The following is a 15,879-nucleotide window of genomic DNA, read 5'->3' as shown; positions in this document are numbered from 1 at the left end:
CGCATTCTCGTCCGCGCATTTCCGAAAGCCCCGGATCAGGTCGGGAGCAGTTTCACCTGGAGGCTGCTGATTCCGCTCAACAGGTTGGAATGGACCGGCTCGGGCTCGGCCGTGATGTGCATTTCGGCGACGAATTCCCGCAGCGCCTCCAGCATGGCGCCGACCTCCGTGCGCCCCAGGTAGGCGCCCAGGCAGAAGTGCGGTCCGTATCCGAAGGTGGCGTGCCGGTTGGGGAAGCGCCGCAGGTCCAGGCGTTCGGGGCCGTCGAAGACGTCCTCGTCCCGGTTGGCGGAGGAGTTCCACAGCGTGACGATGTCGCCTGCGGCGATCTTCGTTCCGCGGACGGTGACGTCCTTGAGCGCGCTCCTGCCGAAGTGCATGGCCGGGCTGACCCAGCGCAGGATCTCCTCGACGGCGGTCTTGGTCTCTATCTCGCCGGCGCGGTAGGCGGCCCACTGCTCGGGATGGCCGACCATCGCCGGCACCGTCCCGATCATGGTGAGGCGGCTGGTCTCGTCGCCGCCGATGATCAGGCTGTAGCAGTTGAAGACGATGTCGTCGTCGGTCAGCGGCACCCCGTCGATGCTGCTGGCGACCATCGCGCCGATGACGTCGTCCTTGGGGGTGCGGCGGTGCTCGGTGACCAGGTCGTCGAAGTACATCAGGATCTCGTTGCGCGCCTCCAGCGACGCCTCGGCGGCGTCCTCGTCGTCGGCGTCCACCTCGTCGCTGCTCAGCGCGGTCTTGGTCAGGTCGAGCAGGTGGTCGCGGTGCTCGTCGCCCTCGGGGACGCCGAGCAGGTCGCAGATGGTGTTGATCGGGATCTTCTCGGCGACGTCCCGCGCGAAGTCGCAGGCGCCCATCTCGACGCCCGCGCGGACCCTGGCGCGGGTGTTCTCCCGCACGCGTTCGGCGACGTAGGACAGCGCGCGGGGCGAGAACGCCTTGAGGAACACGTTGCGCAGGTCCTGGTGGCGCTTGCCGTCGGTCACCGCGAGCATGCGGCCGGCCGCGGAGTCGCCGCCCGCCAGCAGCGTGGTCAGGACGTTGCCGCGCTCGGAGGTGAAGTGGTCGTCGTCCTTGTAGACCGCCATGATGTCGTCGTACCTGGTGAGCGCCCAGAACCCGGGACGGCCGCCGCGGGGGGCGTTCCAGAACACCGGGGCCTCGGCACGCAGGCGGCGCCAGATCGCGTACTGGTCGTGGGCGCGGAAGGTCCGCGGGTCGGCCAGGTCCAGCGCGCCCAGATCGACGGGAAGGCCGGCGGGGATGCCCGCGGCGAGCTCAGTCATCCGAGCCGCCCCCGTCCACGAGGATCAGGTCCATCTCGACGCCCTCGCGCAGCGGAGTTATCTCCGCGTACTCCGGCGAGTTGTACCAGCGCCGGGCGTGCTCGGCGCTGGGGAACCGCATGACCGACAGGTGCGTGGGGTGCCAGTCCCCCTCCAGCACGTCGAACGCCCCGCCGCGGATGGCGAAGCCGCCGCCGTACGCCTGGAGCGTCGCCAGCACCTTGTCCCGGTAGAGGGCCATCTTCTCCTTGTCGGGGATGGCGGCCACGTTGCCAATGACGAACGTCGTCATCGTTCCTCCCGTTCGTGTAGCTCTCCACTCATGAAGATCACCGCGCGGCCGTCCAGCCCCACGCGCTCGCCGCGCGTCGTCACCCGCACGCGGCCCCCGCGTGGGGAGCACTGGAAGCCGGTCAGGCGGCGCCGGCCGAGCCTGGCGCTCCAGAAGGGGCCGAGGCAGCAGTGCGCCGAGCCGGTCACCGGGTCCTCGTCCACCCCGTGCCGGGGGGCGAAGAAGCGGGAGACGAAGTCGTGCTCCCGCCGTCCCCGGGCGGTGACGATGACGCCCCGCACGGGGAAGGCGCTCAGCGCGGCGAAGTCGGGCCGCAGCTCGGCGACCTCCTCCTCGTCGGCCAGCTCGGCCAGGTAGTCGAAGCGGTTGCGGCCCATCCAGACGGGCTTGGCGCCGAGCGCCTCGGGCAGCCCGTCGGGGACCTCGGTCTCCTCGGCGGGCTCGGCGGGGAAGTCCAGGCCGATGCCGTCCTGCCCCCGCTCGGCCGAGAGGACGCCGCTGCGGGTGGCGAAGCGCAGCGGGTGGGCGCCGTCCTCGCCCTCCCGCTCCCACAGCACGTGCGCGGCGGCCAGCGTCGCGTGCCCGCACAGGTCGACCTCGCCCGCGGGGGTGAACCAGCGCAGGCCCATGCCCTCCGGGGAGTCCGCCGGGGTGGAGCGGTCGACGAACGCGGTCTCCGACAGGTTCATCTCGGCCGCCACCGCCTGCATCCACCGGGCGTCGCGCGGCCGGTCGAGCAGGCACACCGCGGCGGGGTTGCCCTGGAACGCCGCGTCGGCGAAGGCGTCGACCACGTAGATCCTCATGGCGCGGGGTAGGGGACGTCGGCGCCGAGTCCGAGTTCGCGGGCGGCGCGGGCCGCGGCGAAGCCGGAGACGATGTCCTGCGCGGCCATGCCGAGCGACTTGTACAGGGTGATCTCCGCCGCGTCGCCGCGTCCCGGATGCCGTCCGAGCAGCACCTCGCCGAGCTCGGCGCGCACGTGATCGGGGCCGATCAGCCCTTCGGCCAGCGGGACGCGCAGGTCGCCCGACTCGCTCGCCGCCGACTCCCTGCTGTCCACGAACACCGCGCACCTGGCGACCGCGTCGCCGGACAGCTCGCGCGCGTCGGCGACCGAGGCGCCGACCGCGTTGACGTGCGCGCCGGGCGCGAGGTCGCGCCCGAAGACGACCGGCTCCTTGGCGGAGGTGGCGGTGCAGACCAGGTCGGCGCCCGCCAGCGCGTCGCCGGCCGTGGGCGTCACCTCGACGGGGACCGCCAACCAGGACGCGGCCCAGCGCCGGAAGTCCTCGGCGCGCCCTTCCGTGGGGCTGTACACACGGACCCTGCGCAGGTCGCGCACGAGCGCGAGGGCTTCGAGGTGGGAGCGGGCCTGCACGCCCGACCCGATGACGGCCAGGTCGCCGGCGCCGGGGAGCGCCAGCGTGTCGGTGGCCACCGCCGAGACGGCGGCGGTGCGGATCGCGGTCAGCTCGGCGCCGTCCAGCAGCGCCAGCGGGTACCCGGTCTCGGGGTCGAAGACCAGGACCACGCCGATGTGCACGGGCAGGCCCCTGTCCCGGTTGCCGGGCCGCAGCATGATCGCCTTGAGGCCGTATCCGGGCAGGTCGCCGGTGACGTGGCAGGGCATGGACGCGAAGACGCCGCCCTCGCCCGGGGGCCGCAGGATGGTGCGCAGCGGCTGGGTGACCTCTCCCCCGCTGTAGGAGCGCATGACGCCGGCCATCAGGCCGATCGCCCGCTCCATGGGCAGGGCCTTGCGCACCGCCCCGCTATCGAGGAACAACATCGGCGTTCTCCCTGTGGATGTCGGCGGCGGTGGCGTCCAGGTCGTCCAGGACGAACACCGACCAGACCATGCGGATGGGCCGGGTGCGCGAGATGAACTCCAGGCCGTAGTGGTCCACGGCCGGGGCCGTGGTGAGCGCCAGGTCGCTGAACCCGCCGCTCGCGGCCATGGCCGCCGCGCTGGTCGAGTTCATGATCATGACCTTGCCCTGCGCGAACGGCGCGGGCAGCAGCTGGGCGATCAGCGGGGCGGGCGCCGGGTGCGTGGCGATCGACGGCCGCACGGGCAGGGCGTCGTTGCCGCGCGACTTGGCCAGCCCGTACAGCGGGGTGTCCATGATGAACGCCCCCGCCAGGGCGAGCCGCGTGTCCATGTAGAACTCGTTGACCGCCCGGTAGGCGTTGGCCACGATGAAGTGGCTGATGTCCCGGTTGAGTAGGGCGTCGCACGCCCCCTCGTAGGTGTCGTACAGCGAGAGCTGCGGTTCGCTCGGCAGCTCGGAGAGCTTCTCCCACAGCAGGGTGGCGGCCGTCTCGCTGCTCGTCCCCGCGGGGCCGAGCGTTCCTATCTCCTTCAGCACCACCCGGCTCAGCGCGTCGATCTCCATCCACCCGAGCAGTTCCATCCCGCTCGCTCCTTTCATGCCGGTCGCTCCACTGGCTCGCCCCTGTTTGAGTCCGGCACACCCGGTTCCACCGCGGTCAGCCACCCGCGGGCGTCCTCCCGCTCGGCCCTGACCACCTGGCGGTAGCGCTCCACGAGCCGGGAGGTGACCGGGCCGCGCTCCCCGGTCCCGATCGGCCTGCCGTTGACCACGATCACCGGGGTGAGGCCGACGCCGGTGCCGGTGAGGAAGACCTCGTCGGCCAGCAGCAGGTCGGCGGGGTGCAGCGGCCGCTCGGCGGCGGTCAGGCCGAGGTCGGCCGCCAGCGTGAGCACCGTGTCCCGGGTGATTCCGGGCAGGATGTCGGCGTCGGGCGGCGGCGTGAGCAGGGCGCCGCCGCGCACCGCGAAGACGTTGGCCGTGCTGGCCTCGGCGACCTGCCCGGCGTCGTTGAGCAGGATCGCGTCGTCGTAGCCGGCCGCGCGCGCGTCCTCGACGGCCAGCGCGCTGTTGACGTACCCGCCGGTGATCTTGGCCTGGACGGGGACGGCCGCGCGCGAGGGCCTGCGCCACGAGCTGACCAGGCACCGGACGCCGCCCGGCGGGGTGTAGGCGCCCAGGCGGGAGGCGACGATCGTGACCGCCTCGGAGATCCCGCCCAGGCCCACCCCCGGCGGGGTGCCCGGCAGCAGGCCGAGCTTGTAGGCCAGCGGCCGGATGTAGACGTCGCCCATGTCGCCGTTGCGGCGCAGCAGCTCCACGGTGAGGTCGGCCAGCTCGTCGGCGCTCAGCCCCACCTCGATGCGCAGCAGCCGGCACGACCGCAGGAAGCGGCGGTAGTGGTCCCGCACCCGGAACAGGTGCACCCGCCCGCCGCCCGCGGCCGCGTGCGCCCTGATGCCCTCGAACGCCCCGGTGCCGTAGTGCAGGCCCTGGGTGGTCGGCGGCAGGCGGACGTCGTCGAAGCGGACGAACCCCCCCTCGTTCTGGACGCGGTGGTAGACCCAGCGGCCCGGCAGCGGCCGCATCACCCTCTCCTCGCGGCCAGGGCGAGGGCGGCGCGGGACTCGCGGTCGTCGCGGGCCGGCTCGTCGCCGCGGCCGTCCACCACGCGGGCGGCCTTCCAGCTCACCATCGCGCCCGTGCTCGTGATGCTCCCCGGGTCGCCGAAGGAGACGACCAGCTCGGTGCCGAGCACCTCGCGGCACTCCTCCTGGGCGAGCACCAGGCCCGGGTGGCTCTCGGAGGCGCCGTGCAGCATCAGGTCGACCCGGTCCTCGCCGAGGGGCGTGCGCTCCAGCCTGATCTGGTAGTCCATGAAGCCGCCCACGTGCCGCAGCAGCAGGTCCTCCAGGTCGTAGCCGGTGACGGCGTGGCCGTTCAGCATGATCTGGTCGCCCACCCGGCCGAGCACCTCCACCCGCGGCGCGGGGATCGTCGCGCCCGGCGCCACCGGGTGCATGCGCACCATGTCGCCGGTCCGGTAGCGCACCAGCGGCTTGGCGCCCTGGTAGAGGTTGGTGATCACCAGCTCGCCCTGGCGCACGCCGGCGCCGTCGGCCCGCGCGGGCCGCAGCGTCACCGGGTCGATGACCTCGTAGTGGTTGATCAGCGGCGCGGTGTACAGGCCGCCGTCCGCGCCCGAGGCGGCGAGGACGGACGCCTCCTGCGAGGCGTACAGGGCGTTGTAGGCGCGCGCGCCCCACAGGGCGCCGATCCCGGCGAGCAGGCTCGGCGAGGCCAGCTCGCCGGTGAGCATGAGCACGTCCAGCGAGAAGTCGGCGGCCGGGTCCAGGCCGGCCTCCCTGGCCTTCTTGGCCAGCGACAGCGCCATGCCGGGCGTCGCGAACAGCCCGGTGACGGGCAGCATGCGCATGACCTCGAGCGCGCGGTCGAAGCCGATCATCGGCGAGTGCGGCCACATCTTGGCGACGGCGATGCCGAGGTTGCGGCACACGTCGCCGAAGGTGTCGCCGGTCGCGTGCAGCTCCGAGGGGCCGGAGACCCCGACGACCTGCCGGTCGCCGTACTGGTCGAACACCGTCTGGTAGTAGGCGGTGAGCACGGTGTTGTTGTGCAGGGTGTCGGTGTTGTCGCGCGGGCAGGGGGTGGCCCTGCCGGTGGTGCCGGTGGTCTCGTAGAAGATCCACGCCTCGTGCATCGGGCGGGACAGCATGTCGAACTGCGCGTCGCGCAGGTCCTGTTTGGTGGTGAAGGGCAGCGAGCCCAGGTCGTCGTCCTCGGCCGCCCCGTCGAGCCTGGCGCGGTAGAACGGGGAGCGCTCCTTGACGTAGGAGATGGTCTGGCGGAGCAGGCGGGCCTGGTGCGCGGCCACGCGCGCCTCGTCCCACTGCCCGGCCAGGAACTCCCGGTGCAGATCCCGCAGCGACCTGGCCATCTCGTCGAGCTCGGGGTGGTGAATCGTGAACATCGAAAGCCTCGTGTCTCTACTCTTCGAGGTCGGCGATGACCCAGTCGCTGATCTCTCGCCAGAGCGCCGCCGACTTCTGGTGGAAGGGGTGGAGGAGGTATCTCTGGAGCGCGTCCGCGTCGCGGACCAGGCCGATGACGGCGAAGTCGTAGGCGATGGGGCGCTCGGAGATGTTCCGGCCGGTCCGCCATTCGAGGAGGTCCTCCACCTCCGCGCCGACGTCGGCCGACATGCGCTCCGCCTCGATGGCGCGCTCGTCCGCCCAGGTGTGCCCGGGCTTGAACTTGAAGAGCACGATGTGCCGGATCATTCGCCCACCTCCACGCGCAGGGCCGCGGCCGCCAGGTCCAGCCGTTCGGTGAGTTCGGTGACGGTCCCGCCGCGCGCGATCACGTGGCCGAACCGGTCGTAGGCGCTGCGCGGCGGGCCCACCCGCGTGCCCGGCGCCGCGGTGACGCCGACCCGCGCGACGCCCGGCAGCGCCGCCGCCCGCTCCACGCCGGAGACGGCGCGGACCTCGCCGGCGCGGTCGGCGACCAGGAACCGGATGCCCGCGTAGCCCTCGTGCCTCTGCTCCAGCGTCACCGGCGCGCCGATGGCGCCGCGGATCTGCTGTTCGAGCAGGTCCAGGCCGTCGACCAGGGAGATCAGCTCGGGGATCATGCCGCCGGCCAGGCGCGGGTTGATCTCCACCACCGCCACGCCGTCGGGCAGGAGCCTGACCTCGGTGTGGGTGGGGCCGTGCTGGACGCCGACCGCCGCGAGCGCGAGGCGGACCGTCTCGCGCATCGCCTCGCCGTCGGCGGCGCCGACGGCCGCGGGGTACAGATGGCCGGACTCGACGAAGTACGGGTGCCCGGTGAGCGACTTGGCGACGATCCCGACGCACCTGGCCTCGCCGTCCGTGTGCACCATCTCGACGCTGAACTCGGGGCCTTCCAGGTACTCCTCGACCAGCGCCGCCGGCTCGCACACCTGGCCCCGGACGTTGACCCGCACCGACAGCACCCGGGCCACCTGGGCCAGCGCCTCGGCCAGGGTCGCGCACAGCCGGACGTCCTCGGACCCCGAGCCGCCGACCGGCTTGACCACGCACGGCAGCCCCACCCGCGCGACGGCCGCGGAGGTCTCACTCCGGTCGTGGACCACGGCGAAGCGCGGCTGCCGGAGCCCGGCCTTGGCCAGCGCCCGCCGCGTGCGGCCCTTGTCCCGGCAGATCCGCACCGCCTCGGGCGGGTTGCCCGGCAGCCCCAGGTGGGCCGCCAGCTCGGCGACGGTGGCGACGTAGAAGTCGCTGGTGGTGGTCACTCCGCACAGCTCGGCCGCGTAGGGGGCGACGGCGGCCAGGAGCGAGCCGGGGTCGTTGGTGTCGCAGCGCACCACCTGCGCGCCGGTCGCCGCGAGGCCCCGGTAGCGCTCCGGTCCGCCGGTGAGGAACAGCGGGTCCAGGCCGAGCTCGCCCGCGGTCCGCAGCGCGATCATGCCGGTGCCGGTGGTGTTGGCCTCTACGCAGGCAAGGCGGCCTCGCATCGCACCTCCCGGCGTCTCGGCCCGGGGAAGCAGTTGGACCAGGTCGTCACGGTCTGGGAGGCGTCGACCTCCACGGGCGCGTCGGCGACGGGCATGCCGTGCAGGTCCTTCTCCAGCCAGTGGCCCTCGTCGTAGACGGTGGCGCAGTAGCGGTCGCCGCGGTCGGGCATGATGCCGACGATCCGGGTGCCGGGGCCCTCCCTGCGGGCCAGGTGGCGCAGCACCCCGTACACCGAGCCGGCGGTGTTGCCGCCGAAGATCTGCTGCTCGGCTGCCAGGTCGGCGGTCGCCTGGAACGCCTCGCGGTCGTTGAGCCAGTGCACCTCGTCGATCAGCGAGTGGTCCACGTTGTCGGGGACCAGGCTGTTGCCCAGGCCGCTCTGCAGCCGTCCCGGCAGGTCGGGCTGGCCGAAGATGACGCTGCCGACGCAGTCCACGCCGACCGTCCACAGCTCGGGCAGCGTCTCGCGCAGGGCCCGCGAGGTGCCGCACAGCGAGCCGCCGCTGCCGACCGCGCCGACCAGCACGTCGATGTGCCCGAGGTCGGCCAGCAGTTCGGCGGCGAGGGTGGCGTAGGCCCGCGGGTTGTCGGGGTTGCTGTACTGCCGGGGCCAGAACGACCCGGGCAGCTCGGCGCGCAGCAGTTCCAGCCGCTCCAGGCGGGCGCTCTGCCAGCCGTGGGAGGTCATCTTGTCGACGATGTGCACCGAGCAGCCCAGGAAGCGGAGCTTGGCCAGGGTGATCGGGTCGATCCGCGGGTCGGTGACGATGTGCACCGGGTGGCCGAGCGCGGTGCCGACCAGCGCGACGCCGAGCGCCATGGTCCCCGAGGAGCTCTCGACGATGGCCGCGCCCGGGGCCAGCTCGCCCGACTCGCGGGCGGACAGGATGACCTGCCGGGCGACCCGGTCCTTCATCGCGAACAGGTTCTGCAGTTCCAGCTTGGCGTAGACCGCTGCGCCGCCCAGGTCGAGCGATACCAGCGGGGTGTGCCCGATCGCGTCGATCACGTTGTTGTGAAGCACCGGACCTCCTCTGCGTCGGCGGTGAGCGAATGGTCGACGTGCGCGTGTCCCGCCAGCCGCGCGCACGCCCTCTCGGCGCGGCCGAGCCGGTCGCGGTAACGCGGGTCGGCGATGTCCAGCAGCAGGCCGATGGCGGTGCCGCTGTGCGCGACCGCGACGCCGAGGCCGCCGACCTCCTCGCAGATCTGGCGCATCGACCGCATCGTGGTCTTGGGGTTGAGCCGCTGGTTGAGGATCGCGCTCTGGGTGGCGACGTGCCCGATGTCGGCCACGTCGCCGGCGGCCACGGCGACCACGAGCATGTCCAGCAGCCGCGCGTACTCCTTCCTGTCGTCGTCGGAGAAGGGCTTGGGACGCCGGTTGAAGGCGATGGTGTCGACGCTGCCGCCCTCGTCGACGCTGACGATCGTCAGCGGAGGCAGGTGGCCGAGCCGGGTGAGCAGGCGCACCTCGCGGTGCAGGAAGGCGACGGCGCCGTCGTACATGACGCCGTCGGTCGGCTCGATGGGCCGCAGCAGCGACTCGATCTCGGCGGCCTGCGGCACGGCCCCGATGGCCTCGCCGACCGCGCGGGCGGTCGCCACCAGGTCGGCGGAGGAACTGCTGAACCCCTTGCCCTCCGGCAGGTCGCTCTGCACGGTCAGCACGCCGCCGGTCCGCACGCCGTGCTCCTCCAGCAGGGCCCTCGCGACCCGCAGCGACTTGCTCTTGTGCCCGGGCACCACGGTGACCTGCGCGGACTTCGGGTCCAGGCGGAAGGTCGCCCGGCTGGACCTCGGGATGGGGAGCGTCACCAGGAAGTCCTGGCCGCCGCCGGCGAGCTGCCCTTGCATGAGCTCGCCGAAGGTCCCGTAGGCCACCCCTGTGCCGATCACGACCGGGACTCGAGACCGAGGAGCCCGTCCACGGCGGCCACCGACGCCTCGGCCCGCCGGCGGCGCGCCGACCACTCCCTCGCCAGGACGGCCAGTTCCTCGCCCTGGCCGGTCAGCATCGCGCGGACCTCGTCGGGGTGCGCCGAACCCAGCGAGCGCTTGCGCCGCAGTCCGGCGCCCGGTTCGAGCGTGCCGTCCAGCAGGCCGGCCGCGTCGGCCACCGGGTGGCCGGCTCCGGCGCAGACGCGCTCCAGCGCCTCCGGGTCGGCGGGCGTCCCCTCGGCGATCATGGCGACGATGTAGCGCCCCGCGATGACCTGCGCCGTCCGCCACGGCACGCCCGCGTCCAGGGTCAGCCGGTTGGCCAGCGAGAAGCCGCCGAGGTGCTCCCCGGCGCACAGCTCGCGTCCCCGCGCGGCGGGGAAGACGGCGTTGTCCAGCACCAGCGTGAGCAGGCCGAGTACAGAGGCGAAGGTGCGCGTCGCGGAGTCGAGCTGCGCGCCGCCCTCCTTGCCCACCTCGACGGTGTTGCTGTACGGCGTGCCGCGCTGGGCGGCGGCGACGTCGACGAACCACGACAGCAGGTGCGCCGTCCGGCCGCGGATGCGCTCCAGCAGCGGGTAGTTCTTCTTCTGCGGCATCGCCGAGGAGATCCCGGCCAGCTCGTCGGGCAGCTCGACCAGCCCGTAGTGGCTGCCGGCCCAGGTCATCAGGTCGCTGACGAACCTGTTCAGCCCGGTGGCGAAGGTCGCCGCCTCGGCCGCGAGCTCCAGCATCCACGCCCGGGAGGCGACGGCGGCGAGCGCGTGCGTCCGCGGCCCGGCGAAGCCCAGGTGCCCAGCCATCGCCGCCCTGTCCCAAGGCAGCTCCTGACCGGCCATGGCGCCCGCCCCGAGGGGGGACAGGTCGGCGTGGTCGTAGGTCGCGAGCAGGCGGCGCAGCGTGTGCAGCAGGTGGTCCGACAGCGCGCTGAGATAGAAGCCCGGGGTGATCACCTGGGCCGCCTGGAGGTGGGTGTACCCCGGCATCGGCGCCTCGGTGTGCCGGGCGGCCAGCCGGTGCGCGGCGTCCACGCAGGCGACCAGGCCCTCGGCGATCCCCAGGGTCCGCTCGCGGCCGAACATGAGCTGCGCGCAGGCCTGCGCGTCGTTCCTGCTCCGGTCGACGTGCCAGCGCGGCGCCGGCGCGCAGGACCGCGCGGCCACCAGGCGCTCGATGCCGAAGGAGATGTCGGACAGATTCTCCTCGGGGTCGGCGGTGAGGTCCTCGGGAGTGATCGCGTGCAGGGCGCTCGCGATTCCCCCGGCCTCCTCGGGCGCCAGAATCCCCATCCGCCGGTATTCGAGCAGCAGCACCTTCTCAATGTGGAGGTAGTGCGGCAGGAGATGCCGCACCTCATAGGAGAACTGCGGCTCCAGCACCTCCTCGTGCAGGAGGTTCGCCGGAGCGCCGCCAATTCGGCCCGTCACCATAGCCATGCCCGAACGCTAGGGCGGCGACTTATCGGCTCGTTTTCACCCGTCTATGAAAAGCAGATGATATGTGCCGGATATGACGCCTCCATAGTCTGCGGGACAGGAACAAATATGGAGGTGGGCACGGTGCCCGACAGGGGAAACCAAGAATACTGGCGCGAAACACTCGCAGCGGGAGGCGGCACACGGCTGCCCCGCTGGTCGCATGGATACGCAGGCGAGGCCTCGCGCGGTTTTCCCCTGTTCCCCCCGTCCGCTTTGTCCCCCGAGACGCCCGGCTCCCCCGCGCCACCGGCTCCGTCGCCGGCGACGCTGCTCGCCGCGCACGCCAAGGTGCTCGCGGCGCTGTCCGGCGAGACGACGGTGGCCACCGGTTACCGCGCCCCCGGGGCGGCCGAGGCGCTCCCCTGCCGGATCACCGTCGGCGACGGCACGTGGCGCGAGCTGACCGCCGCGGCCTCGCGCGCCGAGGAGGAGCTGCGGCGGCACGCCGGCTACCCGGTGGCGGCCCTGCGCGCGGAGCTCGGCCCCGAGGCCATGTGGTTCGAGACGGTCCTGGACCTCGGCGGGGGCGACCCGGACGCCGGTCTCGGCGAGGTCGTGCTGCGGGCCGAGGTGGACCTGCCCCGTGGGCGGCTGCTGCTGCGCTACCGCACCGACGTGGTGGACGAGGAGTACGCGGGCAGGATCGCCGGCTACTACCGCACGGCCCTGGAGCTCGCCGCCCGCGACCTGGACGCCCCCCACGGGGAGCGGAGCCTGCTGGCGGAGCAGGAGCTGCGCCACCAGCTCGACGTGCTGGCGGGCCCGCCCCGCGAGCTGCCCGACCGGCGCTTCCACGAGCTGTTCGAGGAGCGGGCGCGCGAGCGCCCCGCCGAGGTGGCCGCGGCCCGCGGCGGCGTGGAGCTGACCTACGCCGAGCTGAACGCCCGCGCCAACCGCCTCGCCTGGGGGCTGCTCGCCCGCGGGCTGGCCGCCGAGGACGTCGTCGCCGTGGCGGCGGAGCGCGACCTGGACTGGATGGCCGCGGTCATCGCGATCCTCAAGGCGGGCGGGGTCTACCTGCCCGTCGACCCGGGCTTCCCCGCCGACCGCGTCGCCACCATGCTGGAACGCAGCGCGTGCCGCTTCGTGCTGGGCCACGGCCCGGTGGAGGGCGCGGGCGAGGTGGTCACCTACGCGGACGCCGTCGCCGGCGTCACCCGCGAGGACGACCCGGGCATTCCCGTCGCCGCCGGCCAGGCCGCCTACATCTACTTCACCTCGGGCTCCACCGGCCTGCCCAAGGGCGCGGTGTGCGAGCACGCGGGCATGCTCAACCACCTGTACGCCAAGATCGAGGACCTGCGCATCGCGCCGGGCGACGTGGTCGCGCAGACCGCGCCCCAGTGCTTCGACATCTCGCTGTGGCAACTGCTCGCCGCCCCCATGGCCGGCGCCCGCACGCTCATCGTCGAGCAGGAGGTGATCCTGGACGTGCGGCGCTTCGCCGCCACGCTCGCCGAGCGCCGCGTCACCGTGGCCCAGCTCGTCCCCTCCTACCTGGAGGCCGTGCTCGCCCACCTCGACGACGAGCCGCGCGCCCTGCCCGACCTGCGCTTCGTCTCGGTCACCGGCGAGGCGGTGAAGAAGGAGCTGCTGGTCCGCTGGTTCGCCCGCTTCCCCGGCGTCGGGGTGCTCAACGCCTACGGGCTCACCGAGACCCACGACGACACCAACCACGAACTGCTGGAACGCGCGCCCGACGGCGAAGGGGTGCCGCTCGGCGCGGCCATCCCCGGCGCCCGCGTCTACGTCGTGGACGAGAACCTGTGGCCGGTGCCGCTCGGCTCGCCCGGTGAGATCGTCTTCTCGGGGCGGTGCGTGGCCAGGGAGTACATCGGCGACCCCGAGCGCACGCGCCTCGCCTTCACCGGCGACCCGCACCGGCCCGGCCTGCGGCTGTACCGCTCGGGCGACTTCGGCCGGTGGCGGCCGGACGGCAAGCTGGCCTTCCTCGGCCGCAGGGACGCCCAGGTGAAGATCCGCGGCCACCGCGTCGAGCTGGGCGAGGTGGAGGGACGGCTGCTGCGCGTGCCCGGCGTGCGCGACGGGGCCGTCCTGGTCGCCGAGAGCGGCGGCGGCCCGCAACTGGCGGCGTTCTACTCGGCCGGCGCGGACATCCCCGAGGACGACCTGCGGGCCTCGCTCGGCGCGGCCCTGCCGGTCTACATGGTGCCCGAGCGCTTCCACCGGCTGGACGCGCTGCCGCTGACCGGCAACGGCAAGGTCGACAAGAAGAGCCTGGCCGTCCTGGCCCGGGAGACGCCCCGGCCGGCCGGCGACCTGCCCCCGCGCACCCCCGCCGAACGGCGCGTCGCCGCGCTGTGGGAGCAGGTCCTGTCCCTGCCCGCCGGCCGCGTCGGCCGCGCCGACGACTTCTTCGCGCTGGGCGGCACCTCGCTGTCGGCCATCAGGTTCCTGGCCAGGCTCGGCAGGGCGACGACCGTGCGCGAACTCGCCGACCACCCCGTGCTCGCGGCCTTCGCGGCCCACATCGATGGAGGCGACCGGCGGATGCCGACCCCCGTGCACCACCCGGACAGGCCGCCGATCCTCGGCGTCCCCCAAGGCGCGGGCCCGGACTGGGTCCGCGACCACCGCGACGAGCTGTACGCGACGGTCGCCGAGCACGGCGCCGTGCTGCTGCGCGGCCTGGACCTCACCGACCTCGACGGCATGCGCGGCTACGCGAAGGAGCTGCTCGCCGAGCCGGCCGTCGAGCGGGAGGGGTTCGCCCCTCGCGCCGACCACGGACACGGCCTGTACTCCTCCGCCGAGTGGCCGCCCGACCAGCCGATGTGCATGCACCACGAGCTCAGCCACTCCCTGACCGTGCCCCGGCTGCTGCTCTTCGGCTGCCTGACCGCCCCCGCCAAGGGCGGGGTCACCGGGCTGGCCGACGGCCAGGAGGTGCTGGCCAGGCTGGGCGGCGCGCTGACCGAGCGGTTCGAGCGGGAGGGGTGGCTGCTCCACCGGCACTACGGCGACGACGTCGGCCTGCCCTGGCAGGCGGCCTTCGGCACCGGCGACCGCGCCGAGGTCGAGCGGTACTGCGCCGGCAACGCCATCGAGTACCGGTGGGGCCCGGACGGCACGCTGTCCACCCGCCAGCGCAGGGCCGCGGTGCTGGCCCACCCGCTCACCGGACGGCGGTCCTGGTTCAACCAGATCGCCTTCCTCAACGCCTGGACCATGGCGCCGGAGGTCCGCGAGTACCTCCTCGAGGTGTACGGACCCGAGCGCCTGCCCTTCAACACCTCCTACGGCGACGGCGAACCGGTCGGCGCCGCCGAGGTGGATCTGATCAACAAGGTCTACGAGACGTGCACCCTGCGCGAACCGTGGCGGAAGGGGGATCTGATGATCGTCGACAACCTCCGGATGGCGCACAGCCGCGAGCCCTACCAGGGGCCGCGCGAGGTGGTCGTCGCCATGGGAGACCCCGTGCGTCTGGCGCCCCGGTGAACGGCCCGGTGAACGGCCCCGTGAACGGCACCGTGAACGGCGCGGTGAACGGCGGCGGCATCCGCGTCCAGGGGCTGACCAAGCGGTTCGGCAAGGTCCACGCGCTCCAGGGCGTCGACCTGGAGGTGCGTCCTGGCACGGTCCTCGGCCTGCTCGGGCCGAACGGCGCGGGCAAGACCACCATCGTCCGCATCCTGTCCACGCTGGAGCGCCCCGACTCCGGCACGGCGTCCGTCGGCGGCCACGACGTGGTGCGCGAGCCGCACCTGGTCCGGCGGGCCATCGCGGTCGTCGGCCAGTACGCCACCGTCGACCAGGGCGTCTCCGGACGCGAGAACCTCTACGTCGTCGCCCGGCTGCTGGGGCTGCGCCCCCGCGCCGCAAGGGCCCGCGCCGAGGAACTGCTGGAGCTGTTCGGGCTCGGCGCGATGGCGGGCCGCGCGGCCGGCGGGTACTCCGGCGGGCAGCGCCGCCGCCTGGACCTGGCCGCGAGCCTCATCGGCCGGCCGGGCATCCTCTACCTCGACGAGCCATCGACCGGCCTTGACCCGCACAGCCGCAAGGAGCTGTGGGACCTCATCCGCGGCCTGACCGACGAGGGCATGACCCTGCTGCTGACCACCCAGCACATGGAGGAGGCCGAGGCCCTCGCCGGTGACGTGGTGGTCGTCGACCGCGGCCTGGTGGTCGCCGCCGGCACCCCCAAGGAGCTGCGTTCGCGCATCGGCGGCCAGATGCTGCACGTCCGCACGGCCGCCACGGCCGACCTCGAGACGGCGCGGTCCGCGCTGCGCGCCGCCGGCCTGGCCCCGGCGGGCGACGGCGAGGACGGCGTGCTGCGCATGCCGCTCACCAGGGACGACCACCTGACGGCCGCGCTGCGGGCCCTGGCCGGCGCGGACATCGTCGTCACCGGCTTCGAGACCCGCACACCCAGCCTCGACGAGGCGTTCCTCGCCCTGACCAGCGTGCCCCGCGACCGGGAGGACCAGTGACCCCGCGACAAGGACCCAGGACCCGGCGAGAACGACCCGCGAGCCGGCGAGAACGACCCGC

General features: G+C 73.4%; 14 protein-coding genes. 2 read left to right on the top strand and 12 right to left on the bottom strand.

Annotated features, from left to right (window positions below; genetic code table 11):
• Window positions 1-35: 35 nt before the first annotated feature.
• Genes ABZU32_RS15550 through ABZU32_RS15495 form a run of 12 tightly spaced genes read right to left on the bottom strand, consistent with a single transcriptional unit; the run spans window position 36 to window position 11,319 of the window.
• On the bottom strand, window positions 36-1,292 hold the full coding sequence (locus ABZU32_RS15550) for a cytochrome P450 (RefSeq protein ID WP_354922362.1): 1,257 nt from the start codon (window positions 1,290-1,292) through the stop codon (window positions 36-38).
• Window positions 1,285-1,584 (bottom strand): DUF1330 domain-containing protein, encoded by a 300-nt coding sequence (locus ABZU32_RS15545; RefSeq protein WP_354848127.1) that lies wholly within the window; start codon window positions 1,582-1,584, stop codon window positions 1,285-1,287. Before ABZU32_RS15545 ends, ABZU32_RS15550 begins: the two co-directional genes overlap by 8 nt.
• Window positions 1,581-2,390, bottom strand: a complete 810-nt coding sequence (locus ABZU32_RS15540) for a PhzF family phenazine biosynthesis protein (protein ID WP_354922359.1) — start codon at window positions 2,388-2,390, stop codon at window positions 1,581-1,583. Before ABZU32_RS15540 ends, ABZU32_RS15545 begins: the two co-directional genes overlap by 4 nt.
• Window positions 2,387-3,376 carry an ornithine cyclodeaminase family protein gene (locus ABZU32_RS15535; protein ID WP_354922356.1) on the bottom strand — a complete coding sequence of 330 codons (990 nt, stop codon included), beginning with the start codon at window positions 3,374-3,376 and terminating at the stop codon, window positions 2,387-2,389. The genes ABZU32_RS15540 and ABZU32_RS15535 overlap by 4 nt, the downstream gene beginning before the upstream one ends.
• Window positions 3,360-4,001: a hypothetical protein gene (locus tag ABZU32_RS15530; RefSeq protein WP_354922354.1), complete on the bottom strand. Its 642-nt coding sequence runs from the start codon at window positions 3,999-4,001 to the stop codon at window positions 3,360-3,362. The genes ABZU32_RS15535 and ABZU32_RS15530 overlap by 17 nt, the downstream gene beginning before the upstream one ends.
• Before the next feature lie 14 nt (window positions 4,002-4,015).
• On the bottom strand, window positions 4,016-5,008 hold the full coding sequence (locus ABZU32_RS15525; RefSeq protein WP_354922351.1) for a branched-chain amino acid transaminase: 993 nt from the start codon (window positions 5,006-5,008) through the stop codon (window positions 4,016-4,018).
• Complete coding sequence (locus ABZU32_RS15520; RefSeq protein WP_354922348.1) at window positions 5,008-6,411, bottom strand: hypothetical protein; 1,404 nt, start codon at window positions 6,409-6,411, stop codon at window positions 5,008-5,010. Before ABZU32_RS15520 ends, ABZU32_RS15525 begins: the two co-directional genes overlap by 1 nt.
• A gap of 16 nt (window positions 6,412-6,427) precedes the next feature.
• A complete protein-coding gene (locus ABZU32_RS15515; RefSeq protein WP_354922346.1) occupies window positions 6,428-6,721 on the bottom strand; it encodes a Dabb family protein in 294 nt (97 codons plus the stop codon).
• A complete protein-coding gene (locus ABZU32_RS15510; protein ID WP_354922344.1) occupies window positions 6,718-7,941 on the bottom strand; it encodes an ATP-grasp domain-containing protein in 1,224 nt (407 codons plus the stop codon). The genes ABZU32_RS15515 and ABZU32_RS15510 overlap by 4 nt, the downstream gene beginning before the upstream one ends.
• Window positions 7,917-8,966 (bottom strand): cysteine synthase family protein, encoded by a 1,050-nt coding sequence (locus ABZU32_RS15505; RefSeq protein ID WP_354848105.1) that lies wholly within the window; start codon window positions 8,964-8,966, stop codon window positions 7,917-7,919. Before ABZU32_RS15505 ends, ABZU32_RS15510 begins: the two co-directional genes overlap by 25 nt.
• Window positions 8,948-9,841, bottom strand: coding sequence for a hypothetical protein (locus tag ABZU32_RS15500; RefSeq protein WP_354922341.1), 894 nt, complete (start codon window positions 9,839-9,841; stop codon window positions 8,948-8,950). The genes ABZU32_RS15505 and ABZU32_RS15500 overlap by 19 nt, the downstream gene beginning before the upstream one ends.
• Window positions 9,838-11,319: a lyase family protein gene (locus ABZU32_RS15495; RefSeq protein WP_354922338.1), complete on the bottom strand. Its 1,482-nt coding sequence runs from the start codon at window positions 11,317-11,319 to the stop codon at window positions 9,838-9,840. The genes ABZU32_RS15500 and ABZU32_RS15495 overlap by 4 nt, the downstream gene beginning before the upstream one ends.
• A gap of 255 nt (window positions 11,320-11,574) precedes the next feature.
• Between ABZU32_RS15495 and ABZU32_RS15490 the strand changes: the two genes are divergently transcribed.
• Window positions 11,575-14,823: an amino acid adenylation domain-containing protein gene (locus ABZU32_RS15490; RefSeq protein WP_354922335.1), complete on the top strand. Its 3,249-nt coding sequence runs from the start codon at window positions 11,575-11,577 to the stop codon at window positions 14,821-14,823.
• 20 nt (window positions 14,824-14,843) lie between these two features.
• Complete coding sequence (locus ABZU32_RS15485; RefSeq protein WP_354922332.1) at window positions 14,844-15,818, top strand: ATP-binding cassette domain-containing protein; 975 nt, start codon at window positions 14,844-14,846, stop codon at window positions 15,816-15,818.
• The last annotated feature ends 61 nt before the right edge of the window (window positions 15,819-15,879 follow it).

It is taken from the genome of Sphaerisporangium sp. NPDC005288 (assembly GCF_040607475.1).
GTDB classification, from domain to species: domain Bacteria; phylum Actinomycetota; class Actinomycetes; order Streptosporangiales; family Streptosporangiaceae; genus Sphaerisporangium; species Sphaerisporangium rhizosphaerae.
The sequence above is the reverse complement of the archived record's forward strand: the minus strand, read 5'-3'. Positions and strand labels throughout refer to the sequence as shown.

Coding starts and splice junctions, on each gene's coding strand:
- ABZU32_RS15550 (WP_354922362.1), bottom strand. CDS start 1,292: ATGACTGAGCTCGCCGCGGGCATCCCCGCCGGCCTTCCCGTCGATCTG.
- ABZU32_RS15545 (WP_354848127.1), bottom strand. CDS start 1,584: ATGACGACGTTCGTCATTGGCAACGTGGCCGCCATCCCCGACAAGGAG.
- ABZU32_RS15540 (WP_354922359.1), bottom strand. CDS start 2,390: ATGAGGATCTACGTGGTCGACGCCTTCGCCGACGCGGCGTTCCAGGGC.
- ABZU32_RS15535 (WP_354922356.1), bottom strand. CDS start 3,376: ATGTTGTTCCTCGATAGCGGGGCGGTGCGCAAGGCCCTGCCCATGGAG.
- ABZU32_RS15530 (WP_354922354.1), bottom strand. CDS start 4,001: ATGGAACTGCTCGGGTGGATGGAGATCGACGCGCTGAGCCGGGTGGTG.
- ABZU32_RS15525 (WP_354922351.1), bottom strand. CDS start 5,008: ATGCGGCCGCTGCCGGGCCGCTGGGTCTACCACCGCGTCCAGAACGAG.
- ABZU32_RS15520 (WP_354922348.1), bottom strand. CDS start 6,411: ATGTTCACGATTCACCACCCCGAGCTCGACGAGATGGCCAGGTCGCTG.
- ABZU32_RS15515 (WP_354922346.1), bottom strand. CDS start 6,721: ATGATCCGGCACATCGTGCTCTTCAAGTTCAAGCCCGGGCACACCTGG.
- ABZU32_RS15510 (WP_354922344.1), bottom strand. CDS start 7,941: ATGCGAGGCCGCCTTGCCTGCGTAGAGGCCAACACCACCGGCACCGGC.
- ABZU32_RS15495 (WP_354922338.1), bottom strand. CDS start 11,319: ATGGCTATGGTGACGGGCCGAATTGGCGGCGCTCCGGCGAACCTCCTG.